The following is a 19,283-nucleotide window of genomic DNA, read 5'->3' as shown; positions in this document are numbered from 1 at the left end:
GTGTACACTTGGTGCATGAGTTGAGCGCATAAGTTACATCAATTCGATGACTGAAATTTCTGTAAACCGTTGGCAATCCACAGACCACGCCCTGAGTTATTTGGCCCGGGCTGATCGAATTCCGCGTCGCACTGAAGGGGAAGCGGCTCTGCTGGAACAAGTGCCGCGAACCGTGCGTAGAATTTTGGATTTGGGTACGGGCAATGGGCGATTACTAGCATTGCTCAAGGTCGATCGCCCGGCGGCGGCAGGCGTGGCGCTGGATTTTTCGGAAACGATGTTGGCGGCGGTGCGCGATCGCTTTGTGGCCGATGACAAGGTGACGGTGGTGGCCCACAACCTTGATACAGCTTTGCCAGAGTTAGGGCGATTTGATGCGATCGTGTCGAGTTTTGCGATTCATCACCTCAGCCACGATCGCAAGCGATCGCTCTATCAAGAGGTGTTTCAACGATTGGAGCCGGGGGGCATTTTCGCCAACTTGGAACATGTGGCTTCGCCAACGCCCCAGCTTCATGAGCAGTTTTTGAAAGCCATTGGCTATCGACTGGAAGAAGATGATCCGTCAAACCAATTGCTAGATGTTGAAACGCAGCTTCAATGGTTTCGAAATATTGGTTTTCAGCAGGTTGATTGCTATTGGAAGTGGTTGGAAATGGCGCTATTGATTGGTCTCAAGCCAGCCTAGTTTTTTGAGAATTGATGAGCGAATTTCAGGATATTTTCTGGATTTTTGCGTTTTAAATTCAGCACAATCGGTTACAGTTCTTTACAATCGAATTGAACGAAGCCAATCAGGCCGCAACCCTAGGCTGCGACAACGGGGCAAGATGGCCGAGCCGATCGCCTGCTGGATCCGGAGCCGGGGCATCGAAAGCTTGCCTGAAGCCTGTCTGAGCGATGCCGGTTGGGGTTGCGGTTGCCCGGCCCTTTCACCCATTTGTAAAGCACTTTAGAAAACCCGAAGCCCTATGACTGCGCTGGTTTCCCCGACTGAATCCCTGGCCCAGGAGGCCTTTCAAACCTGGCTGTGGCGTGGCTACCGAGTGCAATGGTTAGCCCAGGGCAGCGGCCAGCCGATCGTGCTGTTGCATGGGTTTGGGGCTTCGATCGGCCATTGGCGCAAAAATATCCCCGTTCTGGCCGCGGCCGGCTACCGGGTCTATGCGATCGATCTGTTGGGGTTCGGCGGTTCCCAAAAGCCCCCGATCGATTACAGCATGGAGCTTTGGCAAGATTTGGTTTTGGATTTTTGGGCTGAATTCATCCAAGAACCAGCCCTGTGGGTGGGTAACTCGATCGGGGCACTGTTGGCCCTGATGTTGTCGGCGGCGGCTCCGGAACATACCCGAGGAACGGTGTTGCTGAACTGTGCCGGGGGGCTAAATCACCGCCCCGAGGAATTAAACCCGGTGTTGCGGTTGGTGATGGGTACGTTTGCCCAAGTGGTGAATACCCCAGGCATTGGGCGGTTTATGTTCAATCAAATTCGCCAAAAACACCGGATTCGCGGCACGCTTAAGCAGGTTTATGGCAACCCAGAAGCCGTTACGCCGGAACTGGTGGATTTGCTGCATGAACCTTCTGGGGATGAAGGCGCATACGAAACCTTTGCCTCGATTTTGGCTGCACCGCCGGGCCCCAAACCCGAAACGCTGCTGCCGCAAATTGCCGGGCCCCTGTTGGTGTTGTGGGGAGAAACGGATCCTTGGACACCGATTCAGGGGGCCAAAATCTATCAGGATTTGGCGAAAACGGCGGGCGATCGGGTGACGTTTGTGTCAATTCCCAAGACGGGTCATTGTCCCCATGATGAGCGTCCCGAAGTTGTCAACTCGGCGATCGTCAACTGGCTGAGTCAGATGGCCTGAGTGGGGCAGAAAATTTTTGATGTTTAACCTTTGGCGCTAAATCTTTGATGCTGAATCTTTGACGTTTAACCTTTGATTAGCCGCGCAACGAGGGCCCGTTGCGCCTAATTCACGCTGCGGCCGGGCCGATCGCGTTGCAAAACCTTGCAAAATTCAAGTCAAGTTGACCGCCAAGCCTGGCCCAATGGCAATATAGACGGGCCCGATGAAATGAGGAACTCGGCCCCCTTGTGATCGGCTGTTCCAGCATTTGGGAATTAGCCCCAGTCCATCCCGCGATCGGGGTCGTCCAGAGTTAATCAACCGCAACGTCAATCAACGGACAGGTGCTGTGTCAGTGCCGTACCCGCTGGCGTGCTGATTACGCGCAAATTACGAGGCACAGTTCTAAGCTGGCCGCTGATCGCATGACCGCCAATCCATCTTCCACCTCCCGATCGAACCGTCGCGCCCAAGCTGTCAAGTTTGTGAGGCGCTGGCATTTGGTGCTGTGGACTGAGCGGCTGCTGATCCTTGTGGCTTGGCTGAATTTGATGCTGGTGGCGTTCCACATTACCTATGTGCCGCTGCGATCGTGGTATTTGCGCGCGGCTCTGCTGGTGCGAGATTGGGGCACGGAAGTTCCCTTGCTGGGCCAAGTGGTGGGGCCACCGGGAGAAGTGCGGCTATTTTATGACCCGATCGTTGGGATCGAGCCGGAACGCCAAACCCAGGCCTATCTGAAAGTGGTTGATCAATTGGTGACGGTGCTGGAGCGCGGGGGAGTGGACTCGCCTCAGGTGTCGCCCCTGCTAGCGGATCTGCGTGATCGCAGCCAGGAAATGATTAACCAAAATCCTTTCACCCTATCCGATCGCACCGGTAGCTTGGAAATTATTAAAAACCGAATGCGCGATCGACTGGGCGTGGAGTCCTCCAAACGTGCCTTTGACACCTTTTGGAGCGTTGACTATCTTCGTTCGCGCACCTGGACCAGGGAACTCCGATTTTTTGATCGGGAAATTCGGTTTCAACTGCAAAGTAACTATTTCCGCAGCATTGGAGAAGACGGGCGACCCGCCGACTATTTTGGAATTTTAGATACGCCCTTTGTCATTTTGTTTGCGGTGGAATTTGTGGTGCGGACTTTGTGGATTCGTCGCCGCTATTCTGCCCTCAGTTGGCAAGCCGCCGCCTTCAGCCATTGGTGGGATCTGTTGTTCATTAGTCCCTTCTTCCGCTGGTTGCGAATTATTCCCGTGGTGATTCGTAGTAACAAGGCGCAATTCCCCAACCTGGAACCCATTCGGGCCCTGATCAGCCGAGGAATTTTGGCGGGCATTGCTTCAGAATTAACGGAAGTGGTGGTGCTGGAATTTATCTATGGTCTCCAGAGTTCGGTGAAATCCGGCAGCCTGTCCCAGCAAATTTTGGATGTGGCGAATAATCCCTATGTGGAAGTGAATGACGTAAACGAGATTCAGGCGATTTTTGATCGGGTTTTACAACTGAGTCTCTATCGCGTGCTGCCGGAAATTCAAGAGGATTTAGCCAAACTTTTGGCCTATCAAATGGAGTCGGTTTTGGCTCGCACGCCAACCTATCAAGCCCTGCGAGCTTTTCCGGGGTTCAGCAATTTTTCAAATCAGTTGGCGGGGCAAATTGCGGCCAATCTATCTGCCATTGCCACTAATGTGCCCCAAAAGGCCTACAAAACCTTTGCAGTTGCTGATCCTGAGGCGGAAAAGTTGCTTGAAAAGTTAGTCGAGGATGCTTCGCTTGCATTCCGCAAGGGATTGGCAGAACCCAAAACTCAGCAGGAGTTGCAAGAGCTGATTTTTGATTTGTTAGAAGAGCTGAAGTTGAGCTACATCAAACGATCGCGCGATCGGGCGGATTCGTTGCAAATTTTGCAGGAAACGGAGCAGTTGCGGCTCAAGGCGGGTAAGCCCAAACTTTGATGTTGCTCAGCAGCTTGGATTTCGCTCAGTCCAAACCCAGCCAGCACAGACCAGCCGATCGCAACCGAGATTTCTTAACTCACGCTTAACGAACATGCTTAACTAAACTGTCGTTGGGCAAAGCGCTGAGCAACGGTTAAGCGGCAGGTGATGTTATGCAAGTGGTGAAAACGGTGGCGGCCTTGCGCTGCGCAATGGAATTGTTTCGATCGAGCGCTGCTGGCATCGCGATCGGCTTGGCTCCCACCATGGGGGCCTTGCATGAGGGCCATCGCAGCCTGATGACCCGGGCCCGATCACAATGTGGCCGGGTGGTGGTCAGCATCTTTGTCAATCCACTGCAATTTGGCCCCCAAGAAGATCTGGAGCGCTACCCTCGAAATTTGGCGGCGGATTTGGCCCTTTGCGAAGCGGCGGGCGTGGATTTGGTCTTTGTCCCCACGCCTGCGGCATTGGGCGTGGCAGCCGATCGCGCGGAACTGACCCAAGTGGTGCCGCCGGACGGCTTGGCCAACGTGCTCTGTGGGCGATCGCGGCCGGGGCATTTCCAAGGGGTAACCACGATCGTGACCAAGCTGTTGAATGTGGTGCAGCCTGATTTGGCCTTTTTTGGCCAAAAGGATGCCCAGCAGGTGGCGATTTTGCGGCGGTTGGTGGCGGATTTGAACCTGCCGGTGGAGCTGATTACCTGCCCGATCGTCCGGGAGAGCGACGGTTTGGCCCTCAGCTCCCGTAACCAATACCTGAGCGCTCCGGAACGACAGCAGGCCTTGGCCATTTTCCAAAGTCTGCAAGGGGCGATCGCCCAGTTCCAGGCCGGCGAGCGATCGGCGGCGGCCCTGCTGGAACCGGTGCGATCGACCCTGAGCCAAGCGCCGGGCCTGAACCTGGACTATGCCGAGCTGGTGGATCCCGACTCCCTCACGCCTCTCCAAACCCTGGAGCAGGCGGGCCTGTTGGCGGTGGCGGCCCAGGTGGGATCGGCACGACTGATTGACAATGTGATTCTGCAAACGCGCCGGCCGATTGTGGCGATCGATGGGCCGGCGGGCGCGGGCAAGTCCACCGTAACCCGACGGGTGGCCCAACAATTGGGGTTGCTTTATTTGGATACGGGAGCCATGTATCGATCGGTGGCTTGGTTGGCCCTCGATCGGGGTCTGGATCCCGCCGATCGCCTGGCCATGGCCGAGCTATCCGCCGATTGCACCATCCGCTTTGGCGAGCCGGTGACCCCCGGCGGCGAACAGCGCGTTTGGATTAATGGCCAAGAGGTGACCAGTTTGATTCGGACTCCGACCGTCACGGCCCAGGTGTCCGTGGTGGCGGCCCATCCGGAGGTGCGGCGGGCCCTGGTGGCCCAGCAACGGGCGATCGGGCGTTGTGGCGGTCTCGTGGCCGAAGGACGCGACATTGGCACCCATGTTTTTCCCGAGGCGGAGGTGAAAATCTTTTTGACCGCCACCCCCCGAGAGCGGGCCAAGCGACGGCTCCAGGATTGGCGCGATCGGGGCCAAACCGACCTGCCCGACCTGGACAGCCTTGAAGCCGCCATTACCGAGCGCGATGATCAAGACAGCAACCGCGCGGTGGCCCCCATGGTTAAGGCGATTGACGCTTGGGAGTTGATCACCGATGGCATGACGATCGAGCAAGTGGTGCAAGCGATTGTGGCGCGGGTTTCTTAGGGGCTGTCATCCTGGGACTGAATTTCGATTCGGGGCAACTGGTGACGATCTCCGGGGCGGAGTAGGCGCGATCCCTTGGGTTCAAAATCCGATGACAGGCCCTAATCCTAGGCGGCGACGGTGGCCAACGCTTGGGTGGCCGGGGCGATCGAACCGGGGGCAGCGCGTTGGGCCGGAATCGCCACCATGAACTCCGTGCCCCAGGCGGGATCCGTGGTGCAAATCAGTTGACCGTCGTGTTTTTCCACCACGATTTGATACCCGATCGCCAGGCCCAACCCCGTGCCGCGGCCCACCGGCTTCGTGGTGAAGAAGGGATCAAACATCCGTTGCTGCACCGATTCCGGAATCCCGGGGCCATTGTCCCGAATCCGCACCACAAACAAACCATCGCTCGATCGCGCCTCCGTGGAAATCACAATTTCCGGGTGTGGACATTGGCCCCGCAACGCCGCCTCTTCCAGCGCATCCACCGCATTCACCAGCAAGTTCACAAACACCTGGCTCATCAAACCGGGGTAGCAGTCCACGGGCCAAGCCTCGTCGTATTGGGTCACCACATGAATTGTGGGCGACGAGCCATTACCCTTTAATCGATGCCCCAAAATCATCAGGGTGCTGGTGAGGGCTTCGTGCAAATCCACACAGCGCATTTCCTGGCCATCCATGCGCGAAAAATTGCGCAAATCATGCACAATATTGCGAATTCGTTCTGTGCCTTCGCGCATCGATCGCACCACCTTTGGCAAATCATCCACCAGGAAATCCAGGTTTAAATCATCCTGGTAATCCCTAATTTCTTCAGGGGGATGGGGATAGGTTGCTTGATACATTTCCAGCAGCGTTAGCAACCCATTCATATATTCCTGAACATAGTCCAAATTGCCATAAACAAATGAGGTGGGATTATTAATCTCGTGGGCAATTCCGGCCAACATTTGCCCCAAGCTGGACATCTTTTCAGTCTGAATGAGTTGGGCTTCCGTGTCCTTCAAATCCGTGAGGGCGGCCGACAATTCACGGGTGCGCTCTTCCACTCGCTGCTCCAAGGCCAAATTGGCTTGTTCCAGATGATCGTTTGCCTGTTCCAATTTTTCAAAGGAGGCTTTTAATTGCCGACCCATGGAATCAAAGGAATGGGAGAGCGCACTGAGTTCCACAATGGGCGATCGGGGCGGCAGGGTTTGTTTTTGATCGATCGCAAACCGTTCCGCCGCTTCGGCTAACTGTTGCACGGGCCGGCTGATAGTTCGAGTGGTGACCACTCCCAACACCACCGATCCCGCCACGGCCAGGGCGCAAATCCAAATGGTTTGTTCAGTGCTGCGATCCACTTCCCGGGTCAAGTCCGATCGGGGGATGGCCAACAGGATTTGCCAATCTAAGCCCTCTAAACCATTCCAACTGGCCGATCGCACAAAATAAGGCTGATCTTGCAAGGGGGTTTCTAGCTCCACATTTTGCAAAAGCTGCCCATCTTTGGCCCGCACCAGACCCCCCAAAGATTTCAACACCCGATCGTTGGTGTTATCCATCGACAGGCGCTGAATGGAACCGCTTTCTTGCGAGAAACTATTACCCGTCGAGGCAGCAATCACCTTACCGTCCCGCTCCAACAAATAGACCCTGGCGTTAGGGGTAATGTGGAGAGATTGGAGTTGTTGTTGCAAGGCATCAAACAGAAAATCAATGCCAATCACACCCTTGAGCGATCGATTCTTTTCGCTATAAACGGGGTAACTGGCAGACACCGCCAATCGCTTGGTGGGTTCACCGGTTTCCCAGGTATAAATGGAACTCCAGGTGGGGCCTTTTGCTCGAACGCCTGCTAAATACCAATCATCCGTTCGCGGTTCATAATCATACAAATCAAGCTGTTTTTTGATCTGCCCATTGCTGTCTAACAACGATCGTTTAATCTTGCCCGGATGCTGTTGGGGATCAATTACCTCCGAGACCAAATCGCCATTGCTCAGCCGTTCAATCCCAACAAACAACCCTCGAGGATTGGCAAAGTTAATGTAGGTCATGCCGGGATAAATCCGCATACTCTGCCAGAGTTGCTGTTGGATGGCTCCCAAGTCTTCGGAGGAGATCACATCCCGAGCCAGAAGCTGACCATTGATGGCATTGATTTGATGAGGCTGCCGCAACTCCTGTAACAACTTAGCCTCGACCATTTCAACCGTGTGGTTTTCCAGATGATCCACCATCCGACCAACGGCCTGGCGACTATTTTGGATCGACCAATAGGCACTGAGACCAACAGCCAAGCCCACTTCCAGGCAAAACGGAATAATTAGCAAAAACTTAAGACGAATCCAAGCACCTTTGCGGATTCCGGCCCCTTTGGCTGCACCACTCGATCGCCGTTGATGTTGAACCATCGTCATAGTCGCCATCCACTTTCCTAAAGGAATAGTTGTAAACCGTCAGTTGGAAAAAACTAGGGAAGGCTCGATCGAGTTGCGAGTCCACGGCAGAACATCCCAGACAGATGCTCAGCAAACGACGCTTCCGACAACAATTGGTATGCCAGGATACCATCCGACTTCGATTGTGACTTAGGAAATTTAGACTGATTTGAAAGTTCTTTGGAAGTTTTTAAGTTTAAATTTGGCGAAATTGACTAATTTTGTTTAGATTTAAGGGGTTTTTTCAATTCCGAAGCGCTGTTGCTCGCCCGGAGCAATCGTTTCGCCCGCCATTTCCAGGATATTGCTCGCCCCTTCAGGATGGAATCCGGCGGCCCTGGAGCTTTGAGCAAAAGGCATCAGAATAGAAACGGCCGGCGAATATTGCTGCTGGTGGCCATCCAGTGTTTGATGGGTGGTTTGGCATGTTGGGTGGTTGGGTTTGTGCCTGGCTCTTGCAGTAGGAGGTTAAAAACGTGGCTAGCGGATTTGTTTCGCAATCGATCGCCCCTGGGGCAACATTCCCGAGCGCAGATCCCCATCAGTTTGCAGTGCGGCATATTGGGCCCGACCCGATCGAAACGGCCGCCATGCTGGAGGCCATGGGGCTGGAGTCGATCGCGCAATTAATCGATAAAACAATCCCGGCAGATATTCGACTGAATCGATCGCTCCAGTTGCCCCCGGCGATGACAGAAACGGCGGCCCTGGCTCGGTTACGGGAGATTGCCAGCCAAAACCAAATTTGGCGATCGTTCATTGGCACGGGCTACTACGGTTGCCTTGTGCCCGGCGTGATTCAGCGGAATGTGTTGGAAAATCCCGGCTGGTACACGGCCTACACACCCTACCAGGCAGAAATTGCCCAGGGTCGGCTGGAGGCGCTGCTGAATTTCCAAACCCTGGTTTGTGATCTGACCGGGCTGGAAGTTGCCAATGCGTCCTTGCTGGATGAGGCGACGGCGGCGGCGGAAGCCATGGCCCTCAGCTATGGCGCGACCAAATCGAAAACGGCGCGGGCTTTTGTGGCCGATCGCGGTTGCCATCCCCAAACGATCGCCCTGTTGCAAACCCGGGCCCAACCGCTGGGGATTCAGGTGATTGTGACGGACTGGCGATCGCTGACGGCGGAGGACTGGACGGCGCGCGGCATTTTCGGGGCGATCGTCCAATACCCGACTACCTTGGGGGCGATCGAGGACTACCGGCAATTGGTGGAGCAAGCCCACGCCGCCGATGCGTTGGTGACGGCGGCCACGGATCTGTTGGCCCTGACGTTGCTGGAACCGCCGGGAGATTGGGGCGCAGACATTGCGATCGGCAGTTCCCAGCGGTTCGGCGTGCCCCTCGGCTATGGCGGCCCCCATGCGGCCTTTTTTGCGACGCGCGATCGGTTCAAGCGGCAAATGCCCGGCCGGATCGTCGGGGTTTCCAAGGATGCCCAGGGCAAGCCGGCCCTGCGCCTGTCGCTGCAAACCCGCGAGCAACATATCCGCCGCGACAAGGCTACAAGCAACATTTGCACGGCCCAGGTACTGTTGGCGGTGATGGCGGCCATGTATGCCACCTACCACGGGCCGGCGGGCTTGCGAGCGATCGCCCAGCGGGTGCGCCACCAAACCGTCAGCCTGGCCCAGGCCTTGCAGTCCTTGGGTTACGACCTGGCGGAAACCGCCCAACTGTTCGACACGATCGCCCTGAAACCCACGGCGCGATCGCCCCATCGATCGGCCGCCGAGGTGCAAATCTCCGCCGAAGTGCGCCAGGTAAATTTGCGCTACCTGCCCGACGGAGCGATCGCCCTCAGTCTGGACGAAACGACCACCGAGCAGGATTTGGAGCAACTGATCAAGATCTTTGGCGGCCAGGCGATCGCCCCCGTGGAACCGCCCGCCCTGACGCGATCGCGCACCAGCGACTACTTAACCCACCCGGTTTTTAACCGCTACCACAGCGAAACGGAACTGCTGCGGTACTTGCACCGCCTGGAAGCCAAAGACCTGGCCCTGAATCAGTCGATGATTCCGCTCGGGTCTTGCACCATGAAGCTGAACGCCACGGCGGAAATGATTCCCGTCACCTGGCCGGAATTTGGCAATCTGCACCCCCACGCGCCCCGATCGCAGGCGGCCGGCTACCAAATTCTGTTTGAGGAACTGGAGCAGGATTTGGCGGAAATCACCGGCTTTGCGGCCGTGTCCCTGCAACCGAACGCCGGTTCCCAAGGGGAATATGCCGGATTGCTGACCATTCGCCACTACCACGCGGCCCGGGGCCAGGGCGATCGCACCGTTTGCCTGATTCCCCAGTCCGCCCACGGCACAAACCCCGCCAGCGCCGTGATGGTGGGGCTGCAAGTGGTTCCGGTGGCCTGCGATGCCAACGGCAACATCGACCTCGACGACCTGCGAGCCAAGGCCGACCAACACGCCGATCACCTGGGCGCGTTGATGATCACCTATCCCTCCACCCACGGCGTATTTGAGACGGCGATTCGGGAAATCTGCGCGATCGTCCACGATCGGGGCGGACAGGTCTACATGGACGGCGCGAACCTGAACGCCCAGGTGGGCCTCTGTCGTCCCGGCGATTTCGGGGCCGATGTGTGCCACCTGAATTTGCACAAAACCTTTTGTATTCCCCACGGTGGCGGCGGCCCCGGCATGGGGCCGATCGGGGTGGCGGCGCACCTGGCTCCCTTCCTGCCCCCCACCGATTGGCAGGCGATCGCCCAGGCCCCCACGGGCGACGGTTCGATCGGCTTGGTGTCCGCGGCCCCCTTCGGCAGCGCCAGCATTCTGCCCATTTCCTGGATGTACATTCGGATGATGGGCGCAGACGGCCTAAAACGGGCCACGGAACTGGCGATCCTGAACGCCAACTACATCGCCCACCGGCTCGATCGCCACTTCCCCGTGCTCTATCGCGGTGAGGCCGGCTTCGTGGCCCACGAGTGCATCCTCGACTTGCGAAGCGTGAAACAGTCGGCGGCGATCGAAGTGGATGACATCGCCAAACGGCTGATGGACTACGGCTTCCACGCGCCCACCGTTTCCTGGCCCGTGTTGGGCACAATCATGGTCGAACCCACCGAAAGCGAATCGAAAGCCGAAATCGATCGCTTCTGTGATGCCCTGATCGCCATTCGGGAAGAAATCCGGGCGATCGAATCTGGCTCCATGCCCCGGGACAACAACGCCCTGAAGCACGCACCCCACACCGCCGAGGTGCTGCTGAAGGCCGACTGGGATCGCCCCTACAGCCGCGAGCAGGGAGCCTACCCCGCCCCCTGGACGCGCGAAGTGAAATACTGGCCGCCGGTCTCCCGGATCGACAACGCCTGGGGCGATCGCAACCTGGTTTGCTCTTGTTTGCCCATGGAGGCCTACGCCGAACCCAGCTAAAACCACCTGAAATTAGCGGGTGATCGCATCATCAAGCCCGATCAACCTTGGACAGATGCGATCGCCCACAATTACTAATCGGTTTGGGGCTGATTAACCGATTTGCCAGGGTTAATCAGCCTCATTGCCGAGAAGACTGAAACGGCTAATTTTCTTGGCTGCCATCGTCGTAGCAAGGGGCTTAAGCCCTTTGTCTGCCAACAGTTTTGCAGTAACAGATCAGGGTTTTCAGCAATTTGAAAATGCCCCTTAATCATCCTCGGAGTGATCGCTACTCCAAAACAATTCCAAGGCTGATTCATCCACAAGATAAGCTGAGGTTGGATCGCCAATGACCCGCTTGCCCACCCTTGGAAAAATAGCCATATCCAAGGGCTTGTTTTCACCACCCATCAGATAAACCAACTCTTCATCAAAGGGATTGCGCAAGTGGTGCGGCTGTTGCGGAATGCCAAATCCCATGAAGTCTCCGGGCCCCACTTCATATTCCGCCTCACCAATTTCCGCAATGCCCCGACCTGACAAAATATAAACCCACTCTTCTTCGGTTTGGTGGGCATGGTAAATAAACGATTCTTTGCCAGGCGGCACTCGGGCGATCGTGATGCCAATCTGTTTGAGGCCGGCTACACGACCCAAAAACCGTAAATCAATTTCCGAATTGGGATTCAGTGGATGTTGAAATTTGACTGCATCCATCGCATCAATTTCAGATGCTTTGATCAAGGCAGGTGGCTTTTCAGGATTCATGATCTGGACTCTCTAGGATGATGTATGAACTGAAACCAGACGAGCTGTTTTTGGATCACACTGAAACTGATCGATCGTGCCCTCCTGAATTTTTTGAATTGTGGCTTCAATCACCGCCAACGGCTCGAAAAATCATTTTTTAGGGTTTACAGGCTTTCCCAATCGATCAAATAGTTGCAACGCCAAACAGGCACAATCAAAATTCCATGGAATCGCAGTTACCGATTAAATTGGGCTTTGATCGGGCGGATTTTGATCGGAGGATGGCGGTTCAGTATTCTCGGTTGTCGTCTGGGTGGTATCTGGGTTGCTAGGGGGCGTTTGCAGTTGTTGCATGAACCAAGCCGCCGCGGCCGTGTTGGTTTCCGTGGCCAGTCGCTCCAGGGTTTGTTCTAGGAGGGCGATCGGCAAACCGGCTAACACCTGCGATTTCTCTAGTAATAGATAGTGACCCGATTCATCCAAACCAAAGGCGAAAATTCGCAATCCCTTAACATCAACCACCCAATATTCAGGAATCCCTAAACTCGCATAGAGCTGTTTTTGTTCATCCAGATCTAGGCTGAGGGTGGTGTCAGCAATTTCGCCCACTAAGTCTGGCTGGCGATCGCGTTGTAAATTAATTCGACGCGGCTGGCCCGGTTGCCATTGGGGAATATTATCCCCTCGATAGAGCACCAAATCGGGTGAACAGGCGTGGGTCTCCGGTGCTTCCAGCAAGCAGCGACCATAGGATTGCAGGGTGGTTTCTGGATGGAGAAATGCCCAAAATCCAAAAATCATCGTGATCAAATCGCTAAATGCCGCATGATTCGGCCCTTCAAATCCCATATTGACCCACAGCCAGTCGTGATGAAATGCAATTTTTTGCCAATTTGAATTGGAATCGCGAACCGCTAGATAATCTGCCCAGGTGGCATCATGGCGCTGCCAGCTAGATGCCAGTGGTGGTGTGGTTGGTCTATCCAGTGCTAGGGTCATCGATCGCCTCCTAGGATCTCTGATCTGCTCTCACTTTGCTGGCCAAAAATGCGATCAATGTGATCGCTGCTGTTATATAAATTCTCTTCGCAAGTCAGCTTTCAATCAGGTCTCTAATCAAGATTGTGATCGTGTCAAGATTGTGATCGTGTTAGTTGGGTTTTGGGTAGGTGTTGCCAATGGGGTTCCCGATCGCGCTGGTGGGGCAATTGTCCGCAGGGTCTGAGGTTAGCGGATTTTGCTGATCTGCAAAGGTGCGTAAACCATCCAAAACATTCAGAATTTGAGCAGTGTTCAGGCGATCGAGTGCCTCTTGGCCCTGACTGGCCCAGGTAACCCAAGGCTCCGTTCCGCTGGCCGCTGACCACTGGGCCAACTGCTCCACGAAACTACGCATCTGGCGCAGGGTCATGGTTTGGCGCAGGGATCCTTCATAAACCAAAAGCCACGATCGCACCATCAGGGGATTGGGGGCCGCGTCGGTGGGTTGCATCGGGGCGATCGCCCGGCTCTGTGCCGCTAAATCCGTTGGGGCCAGAGGCGGTGGGGGTTGCTCTGCGGCCTGTTGCAAGGCAGCTTTCAGAGCCACGTCCAGGCTGGAGGGGCGGCCTGTTCCTGAGCTAATCGGGGCGATGGCTGAGATCGGGGGTTGGGTTGGGCTAGGACTGTTGGGCGGCCACTCTGTGGGCGGTTTTACGGGTAATTCTGAGGGTGATTTTGAGGGTGATTTTGAGGGTGATTCTGGGGCTAGCTCTGGAGCCAGACCAAAGTCTAACGCCTTGAACGCTAGGGCCCGATCTCCCATTGATCCCATTGCTAGGTTTGGTTCCAGCTCCGGTGCGAATTTCGGTTCCGACTTCCATGATGATTGCGGCATCCAGTCCTCAAAATTCTCCAAACCTTTCCAGGCCGCTAGCGTTTCCAGACCGTTGGGGTGGGGTTGGTCTGGGGCAATGGGATGCGGGTTCGATCGCCCCGCGATCGGTGTTGGAACCACCGGAACCGCCGGAAAGTACAAACAAAACTGGCTGCCCTGCCCCAAGGTGCTGCGTACTTGGATTGTGCCCCCCAGCATGGCCGTGAGCCGCTTGACGATCGCCAGTCCCAACCCCGTGCCGCCATATTCTCGTTCACACTGCCCTTCGCTTTGAATAAAGGCCTCAAAAATTCGAGCCTGCTGGTCGGGCGCAATGCCAATTCCCGTATCTGTGACCGTCAACCGCAGATTTAGCGTGGGTTCCGGAAGGGCTTCGGGGTTGGGTTGTCCCGTAAAGTTGGGATTAACGAATGTGGGATGCATGGGGGACTGGTGCGGGGGGGTTGCGCGATCGGGGTTGTTGGCCGCCTGGGGAACCGCATGGCTGGGAATGGTTTGCAGGGAAATCGTGACATGGCCACGCTCGGTGAACTTCACGGCATTGCCCACCAAGTTGACTAAAATTTGTCGGAGGCGCACGGAATCAAAGGTGATCAGCTCAGGGATCCGATCGGCCACGGCCACCTGCACCTGAATGCCTTTTTGTTGGGCTGCTACCGTAAACATTTCTGCCACTTCACGCAACACCAAGCGCGGTCGAATGGGGCCCCAGTGCAAAACCAGTTTTCCCGCTTCAATTTTTGAGAGATCCAACAAATCGTTAATTAAAGCCAACAGGGTTTCCCCGCTTTGGGTCATGACCTGAAGCCAAGATCGGGTTTTGGGGTCTCGGGCTTCCCGTTGCAGCAGTTCACAAAACCCCAAAATGGAGTTCATGGGGGTGCGAATTTCGTGGCTGAGGTTCGCTAAAAATTCGCTCTTGGCACGGTTGGCCAAGTCGGCAGCTTCTTTGGCTTGGCGCAGGGCGGCTTCGGCGGTGGCGCGGGATTGGGCCATGGCCATCAATGTGCCGACTTGCTGGGCCCATTTGATGCTGCTGGGTTCCCAAGCGGCGGGCTGGTTCATGGCCAAAACAAAGCAAGCCACCAGTTCACTGCGGTAGTGAATGGGCAACACCCCGATCGAACTCATGCCCTGTTCAGCTAACCAGTGGTCAATGGCAGCGTTCAGGGAATTTGAGCGATCCGTCGGATCTGGCAACAGGATCGGTTCCGATCGATCCAGGCGATCGCCCAACCAATTCAACGGCAACAACAGCGTTGAGGGATCGGGTGTGAGCGGACAAGCCACCTGATCCGTGGGCCGCAACCAATAGCCATCCAGGCTCCAGGGCTGACCAGCGGCCGGCCGCGAACAAAACCAGGCATGGCTCAGATGCAGGGCGGAAACCACCGTGGAGAGCGTGGTGGCCAGGGCAACGCCAATCTCTTCGTTCAAAAACTGCTGGGATAGGCTGGCTAAGACCCGATCGCGGTGCGATCGCCGTTGCAAAACCTCCAGCAGCCGTTTCAGATCCGTAATGTCGTTGGCTGTGCCCAACAACAGTTGCGGCCGCCCCTGCTCATCCAAGCTAAAAACCGTTTCCCGACTGCTGAGGGTGCGCCATTCTCCATTGGCATGACGCATTCGATATTCCCGTTCCAAAACCTGGCCCACCTCAGTTCGCGCACAGGTGCGCCCATATTGCAGCAGCGCCAACCAGTCATCGGGATGGAGCACATCCACAAAGGAGCCTTGGGCCATCCGCTGAATTTCCGGCACTGAGTAGCCCAGCAGGGTTTCCACCGCTTGATTGACATAGACCAACTCTTGATCCAACAGGTTGTAGAGGTAGAGCAAGTTGGGGGTGGAGTCGGCCAACTGCTGCACAAACCGCTGGCTTTCGGCCAGTTGGGCCGTGCGCTCCTGAACGCGCTGTTCTAGCTGTTCGTTCAGTTGGCGCAAGGCTCCTTCAACGGCCTTGAGGGGGGTGATGTCTGCAATGTTGCCCAGCAGTTGGGTGGGATTACCTTGGCGATCGCGCGAGAAGATCGTTAACCGCTCAAAGAGCCAGCGCCATTCCCCATCCGATCGCTGCATTCGATATTCCCGCTCGCAAATTTCCCCATCCGCACAGCCCAAAACGGTGCCGTAATGATGGGCTAGGCGCTCAAAATCGTCGGGATGCACCAGGCGCACCACCATGGCGCTGGTCATGGCTTGAATTTCTCGAGGGGTGTAGCCCAAAATATCCTGCACTGCGTGGTTGATGTAGAGGGTGCGGTGCTGGGTCAGGTCGTAGAGATAAACCATGTTGGGGTTGGCATCGGCCATTTTTTGCAGCATATGTTGACTGTGGGCCAGGTCGGTGGACTGTTCGGCGGCGCGGGCCGCTAATTCCGTGTTGAGGCGATCGATCGCGCGGTTCGCCCGCTGCCGTTCCAGCTCGGCCGCAGCCCGGGCTGCAAAAATTCGCAAAATGGTGATGTGGTTGGGATCCTCGGGCAACGGCTGCGTATCCATCACAATCAAGGCCCCGATCGTTGTGCCTTGGGAGTCTTGGAGGGGCACGCCTGCATAGCTTTCGGCTCCCAGGTTGCGCAGGTTGGTTCCTTGGGGAAATTGGGATTGCAAATTTTGCCCACAGGTGTAGGTTTGGCCGCCAAAGACGATGGCACAGGGGTGATGGGTCCAGTAATAGGCAAAGCTGGTTCCCCATTCCGTTTGATTCCACCAGGCCAACACTTCCGCTTGGTTGCATCGATAATCCATGACGCTGGTGAGGAATGCATAGCGAACGCCCAGGGATTCCGCTAACAGCCGCACGCAGTTCTCAAAAAAGGCCTTGCCGATGCTGGTGGTGGCTTCGACCAAGGCCCGCAACATGGCTTCCCGGCGCTGGAGGTCGCTGATGTCTTGGAAGGCTAAGAATAAACAGGCTTGGCCATCCAGTTCGATCGGGGCGGCAGACAGTTGCACCAATTTGCGCTGGCCGTTGAGATCATGAATCGCCAGTTCCGGGGACTGGTAATAGCGACCGGTTTGGATGGTGGAGCGAATTTGTTGATAGTCCCGATCGCGCAAAAATCCCTGAAGCGATTGCACGCTGAGGCCTTGCACTTCCGCTGGCAAATAGCCGGCCAAGCGTGTGAAGGCTTCATTGGCCTCCAAAATCAAACCTGCGCCGTTCAAAATTAGGCCAGGAGAAGGATTAAGTCGAAAAACCGCCATCCAGCGCGATTCGGCCAGGCGCAGGGCTTGGGCAATGGACTGACTGACCCGATCGCGATCGGGATTGCGATAAATCAAGGCGCGATCGGTGGCGGCCAAGGTTGGGAGGTGCGATCGGTGCCAGGGGCGATCAAATCCAAGTTTGCTAGATCCAGGTTTGCTGAATTCAGGTTTGCTGAATTCAGGCTTGCTGGATTCAGGCTTGCTGGATTCAGGTTTTGCCGACCCAGATTGTATGCAATTCGGCTCGATCGCCCCCCCAGACCCGTTGGATCTAGCCGATTCTGACAGGCCTGGCTCAGGAACTTCCACCACCGCCTGCGTTTCGGCGGCCTGCTCCAATCCTTCCAGCCGCAAGCCCACCGCCAACGACAGGGCCACCGCTTGCAATTCCCGCTGGGCCGCAATGGACAGGGGCGGTACTGGAGCCGACTGCACGGCCATGAGCCAACCCCAATGGCGTTGTTGGGGGGCAATGGGAATCGCCACAAAACATTGAATTTGCAAGGCCTTGAGATGTTGCCAGAGCAAGGGCGATCGTCCTTGTAACGGCCCCGCCACCCCAATCACTGGCTCCAACGCCGTAATGGGCAGCAGCGGAAACTGCAACGGAAACTCCCCACCCAAGCGGCTGTCCTCGTCGGGGCGGCTGGATTCATAAACCACCTGCAATCCTTGGTTTTGGATCCGCTGGGCAATCAACACCGCATCCACCCCCAACTGAAGCCGCAAATCATGCAGGGCGGCTTGGGCAATGCGCGGCCAGCGATCGCCCCGGGCCAACCGCTCCATCACTCGCTGGGCCAGATTTCCCGTTTCCGTTGCCCGCTGTTCGCGCGATCGCTCAACGCTGTGGCCCATGTCCGGGCGATCGAGAAAGGTCTCACTCAGTGCCATAGCAAAAACGAACCGCACCTCAGTTTGGGATAGGCGGAACCTTCTATTCTGCATTTGCACTAGGAGGCTGGGGTAATGGTGCTCGATCGCCATTACCGCCCAAGAATCCTTCGAGGCTTCCCAATTGTTGGCCGAAACTCTCGGGTTTCCTCAGATGCTTGCCAGCCAATGAACTGGCGAGCAAATTTCCCAGAAATGCCGCCAAGAAATGCTTCTAGGAAAGATCGCCAAGGCTATCCCCCAAGGACATTACCCAGAGATATTGCCCAGAAACAGGTCTGAGCAAACCAGGATCCGCACACTAGGAATTGGCAATTGGCAAGCTGCACTTGAACTCAGGTTCTATTTCAATTGTGTCTTTTTTAAACTGTAATGGCCTTAAATGATCAAATTGTGTCGATCGACCCAACGAAGGCGCGATCGCACATCACCGCCAATCAATATTTGTTGCTGTATATCAATATCTGTTGATCATTTACTGATCACTTTTTACTGATTATCTCATTTTTTACTGATTATTTATTAATCTCTATTAATTTCTGTCGATTTCTATCAAATTTTGCCTTTAAAAGCGTGAGTTTAAAATATAAAACGAGCTTGAATATGAGCTTAGAAAAATGAATCTACAGTCATATCAAAAATCAACAGCCATATCAAACTGCAAAGGGGGCGCACGGCCGCACGCCCCAATCCGAACTGTCAGAAATTAGGGCCTGTCGTCATTCCCTAGGATCAGGCGGAAACGATTGATTTTCCATGTCCCAGTCGTCGGAACAAGGGGCTTGAGCATCTTGTTCCCCACGATCTGCCAACGGTGGAATCAGGGTTTCAGGCGATTTGACGACAGGCCCTACGGCAAAAATTTAGCCTAAGCTTGACCGCAATTGCAGCCGGAATTGCCACAGCAAGCGCCGCCTTCATGGCCGTTGGCGCAGGCTTCGCTGCAATAGTGTTTTCCGTCTTTTTGGATGGCGGTTGCCAAGTCCACGGTGCAGAGGCAGGGGCCGCAGTCGCATTTTTGAGTGGTCGTCGTCATGGGTTGCTCCTAGCAATCTCACTGAGCAGTGAGGCGAGTGGGTTGAAGATCCCTAAGATCCCCGATCGAGGATGGTGCGTCGCTGGGTCATTGGTTGTTGTCCAAGGGGGAGTTCCCCGAGTTCTGGGCCCGGCATGGGGTTCCAAAACTGAATGAATCCAAGCCATGACCTGATCGCGATTGGCGTTTGAGGTGGGAATCTCAAAGTTGGGGTC

The 19,283-nt window shown here is 55.7% G+C and carries 11 protein-coding genes; 5 read left to right on the top strand and 6 right to left on the bottom strand.

Translation table 11 applies throughout. The annotated features are described in order from the left end of the window. Window positions 1-46: 46 nt before the first annotated feature. The 4 genes from VPK24_RS05325 (at window position 47) to VPK24_RS05310 (ending at window position 5,499) form a co-directional block, all read left to right on the top strand. Window positions 47-688 (top strand): class I SAM-dependent methyltransferase, encoded by a 642-nt coding sequence (locus tag VPK24_RS05325; protein WP_393011071.1) that lies wholly within the window; start codon window positions 47-49, stop codon window positions 686-688. 283 nt (window positions 689-971) lie between these two features. Further along, a complete protein-coding gene (locus tag VPK24_RS05320) occupies window positions 972-1,871 on the top strand; it encodes an alpha/beta fold hydrolase (RefSeq protein ID WP_393011069.1) in 900 nt (299 codons plus the stop codon). 407 nt (window positions 1,872-2,278) lie between these two features. After that, window positions 2,279-3,811 carry a hypothetical protein gene (locus tag VPK24_RS05315; RefSeq protein ID WP_393011067.1) on the top strand — a complete coding sequence of 511 codons (1,533 nt, stop codon included), beginning with the start codon at window positions 2,279-2,281 and terminating at the stop codon, window positions 3,809-3,811. Window positions 3,812-3,966: 155 nt separating this feature from the next. Then, window positions 3,967-5,499 (top strand): bifunctional pantoate--beta-alanine ligase/(d)CMP kinase, encoded by a 1,533-nt coding sequence (locus tag VPK24_RS05310; protein WP_393011065.1) that lies wholly within the window; start codon window positions 3,967-3,969, stop codon window positions 5,497-5,499. A gap of 107 nt (window positions 5,500-5,606) precedes the next feature. On the opposite strand, the gene VPK24_RS05305 is transcribed toward VPK24_RS05310, so the two are convergent. Together VPK24_RS05305 and VPK24_RS05300 are read right to left on the bottom strand one after the other, a co-directional pair. Beyond that, complete coding sequence (locus tag VPK24_RS05305) at window positions 5,607-7,901, bottom strand: ATP-binding protein (RefSeq protein WP_393011063.1); 2,295 nt, start codon at window positions 7,899-7,901, stop codon at window positions 5,607-5,609. Window positions 7,902-8,144: 243 nt separating this feature from the next. Then, on the bottom strand, window positions 8,145-8,273 hold the full coding sequence (locus VPK24_RS05300; protein WP_393011061.1) for a hypothetical protein: 129 nt from the start codon (window positions 8,271-8,273) through the stop codon (window positions 8,145-8,147). Window positions 8,274-8,416: 143 nt separating this feature from the next. Here VPK24_RS05300 and gcvP point away from each other — a divergent pair, with 143 nt between their 5' ends. Then, window positions 8,417-11,317 (top strand): aminomethyl-transferring glycine dehydrogenase, encoded by a 2,901-nt coding sequence (gene gcvP, locus VPK24_RS05295; protein ID WP_393011205.1) that lies wholly within the window; start codon window positions 8,417-8,419, stop codon window positions 11,315-11,317. A gap of 249 nt (window positions 11,318-11,566) precedes the next feature. Here gcvP and VPK24_RS05290 read toward each other — a convergent pair whose 3' ends face one another. The 4 genes from VPK24_RS05290 to VPK24_RS05275 form a co-directional block, all read right to left on the bottom strand. Beyond that, on the bottom strand, window positions 11,567-12,067 hold the full coding sequence (locus VPK24_RS05290; RefSeq protein WP_393011059.1) for a cupin domain-containing protein: 501 nt from the start codon (window positions 12,065-12,067) through the stop codon (window positions 11,567-11,569). Window positions 12,068-12,292: 225 nt separating this feature from the next. Then, window positions 12,293-13,048 carry a Uma2 family endonuclease gene (locus tag VPK24_RS05285; RefSeq protein WP_393011057.1) on the bottom strand — a complete coding sequence of 252 codons (756 nt, stop codon included), beginning with the start codon at window positions 13,046-13,048 and terminating at the stop codon, window positions 12,293-12,295. 151 nt (window positions 13,049-13,199) lie between these two features. After that, a complete protein-coding gene (locus VPK24_RS05280) occupies window positions 13,200-18,032 on the bottom strand; it encodes a PAS domain-containing protein (protein ID WP_393011055.1) in 4,833 nt (1,610 codons plus the stop codon). 868 nt (window positions 18,033-18,900) lie between these two features. Next, window positions 18,901-19,068 carry a metallothionein gene (locus VPK24_RS05275; RefSeq protein WP_099532687.1) on the bottom strand — a complete coding sequence of 56 codons (168 nt, stop codon included), beginning with the start codon at window positions 19,066-19,068 and terminating at the stop codon, window positions 18,901-18,903. Window positions 19,069-19,283: the final 215 nt, after the last annotated feature.

The sequence above is a fragment of the Limnothrix redekei LRLZ20PSL1 genome (assembly GCF_043235035.1).
GTDB lineage: Bacteria > Cyanobacteriota > Cyanobacteriia > CACIAM-69d > CACIAM-69d > CACIAM-69d.
The sequence above is the reverse complement of the archived record's forward strand: the minus strand, read 5'-3'. Positions and strand labels throughout refer to the sequence as shown.

Bases quoted from the DNA above. Each gene is read 5' to 3' on its own strand.
- VPK24_RS05325 (WP_393011071.1), top strand. From the start codon at position 47: ATGACTGAAATTTCTGTAAACCGTTGGCAATCCACAGACCACGCCCTG.
- VPK24_RS05320 (WP_393011069.1), top strand. From the start codon at position 972: ATGACTGCGCTGGTTTCCCCGACTGAATCCCTGGCCCAGGAGGCCTTT.
- VPK24_RS05315 (WP_393011067.1), top strand. From the start codon at position 2,279: ATGACCGCCAATCCATCTTCCACCTCCCGATCGAACCGTCGCGCCCAA.
- VPK24_RS05310 (WP_393011065.1), top strand. From the start codon at position 3,967: ATGCAAGTGGTGAAAACGGTGGCGGCCTTGCGCTGCGCAATGGAATTG.
- VPK24_RS05305 (WP_393011063.1), bottom strand. From the start codon at position 7,901: ATGGCGACTATGACGATGGTTCAACATCAACGGCGATCGAGTGGTGCA.
- VPK24_RS05300 (WP_393011061.1), bottom strand. From the start codon at position 8,273: ATGCCTTTTGCTCAAAGCTCCAGGGCCGCCGGATTCCATCCTGAAGGG.
- VPK24_RS05290 (WP_393011059.1), bottom strand. From the start codon at position 12,067: ATGAATCCTGAAAAGCCACCTGCCTTGATCAAAGCATCTGAAATTGAT.
- VPK24_RS05285 (WP_393011057.1), bottom strand. From the start codon at position 13,048: ATGACCCTAGCACTGGATAGACCAACCACACCACCACTGGCATCTAGC.
- VPK24_RS05280 (WP_393011055.1), bottom strand. From the start codon at position 18,032: ATGGCACTGAGTGAGACCTTTCTCGATCGCCCGGACATGGGCCACAGC.
- VPK24_RS05275 (WP_099532687.1), bottom strand. From the start codon at position 19,068: ATGACGACGACCACTCAAAAATGCGACTGCGGCCCCTGCCTCTGCACC.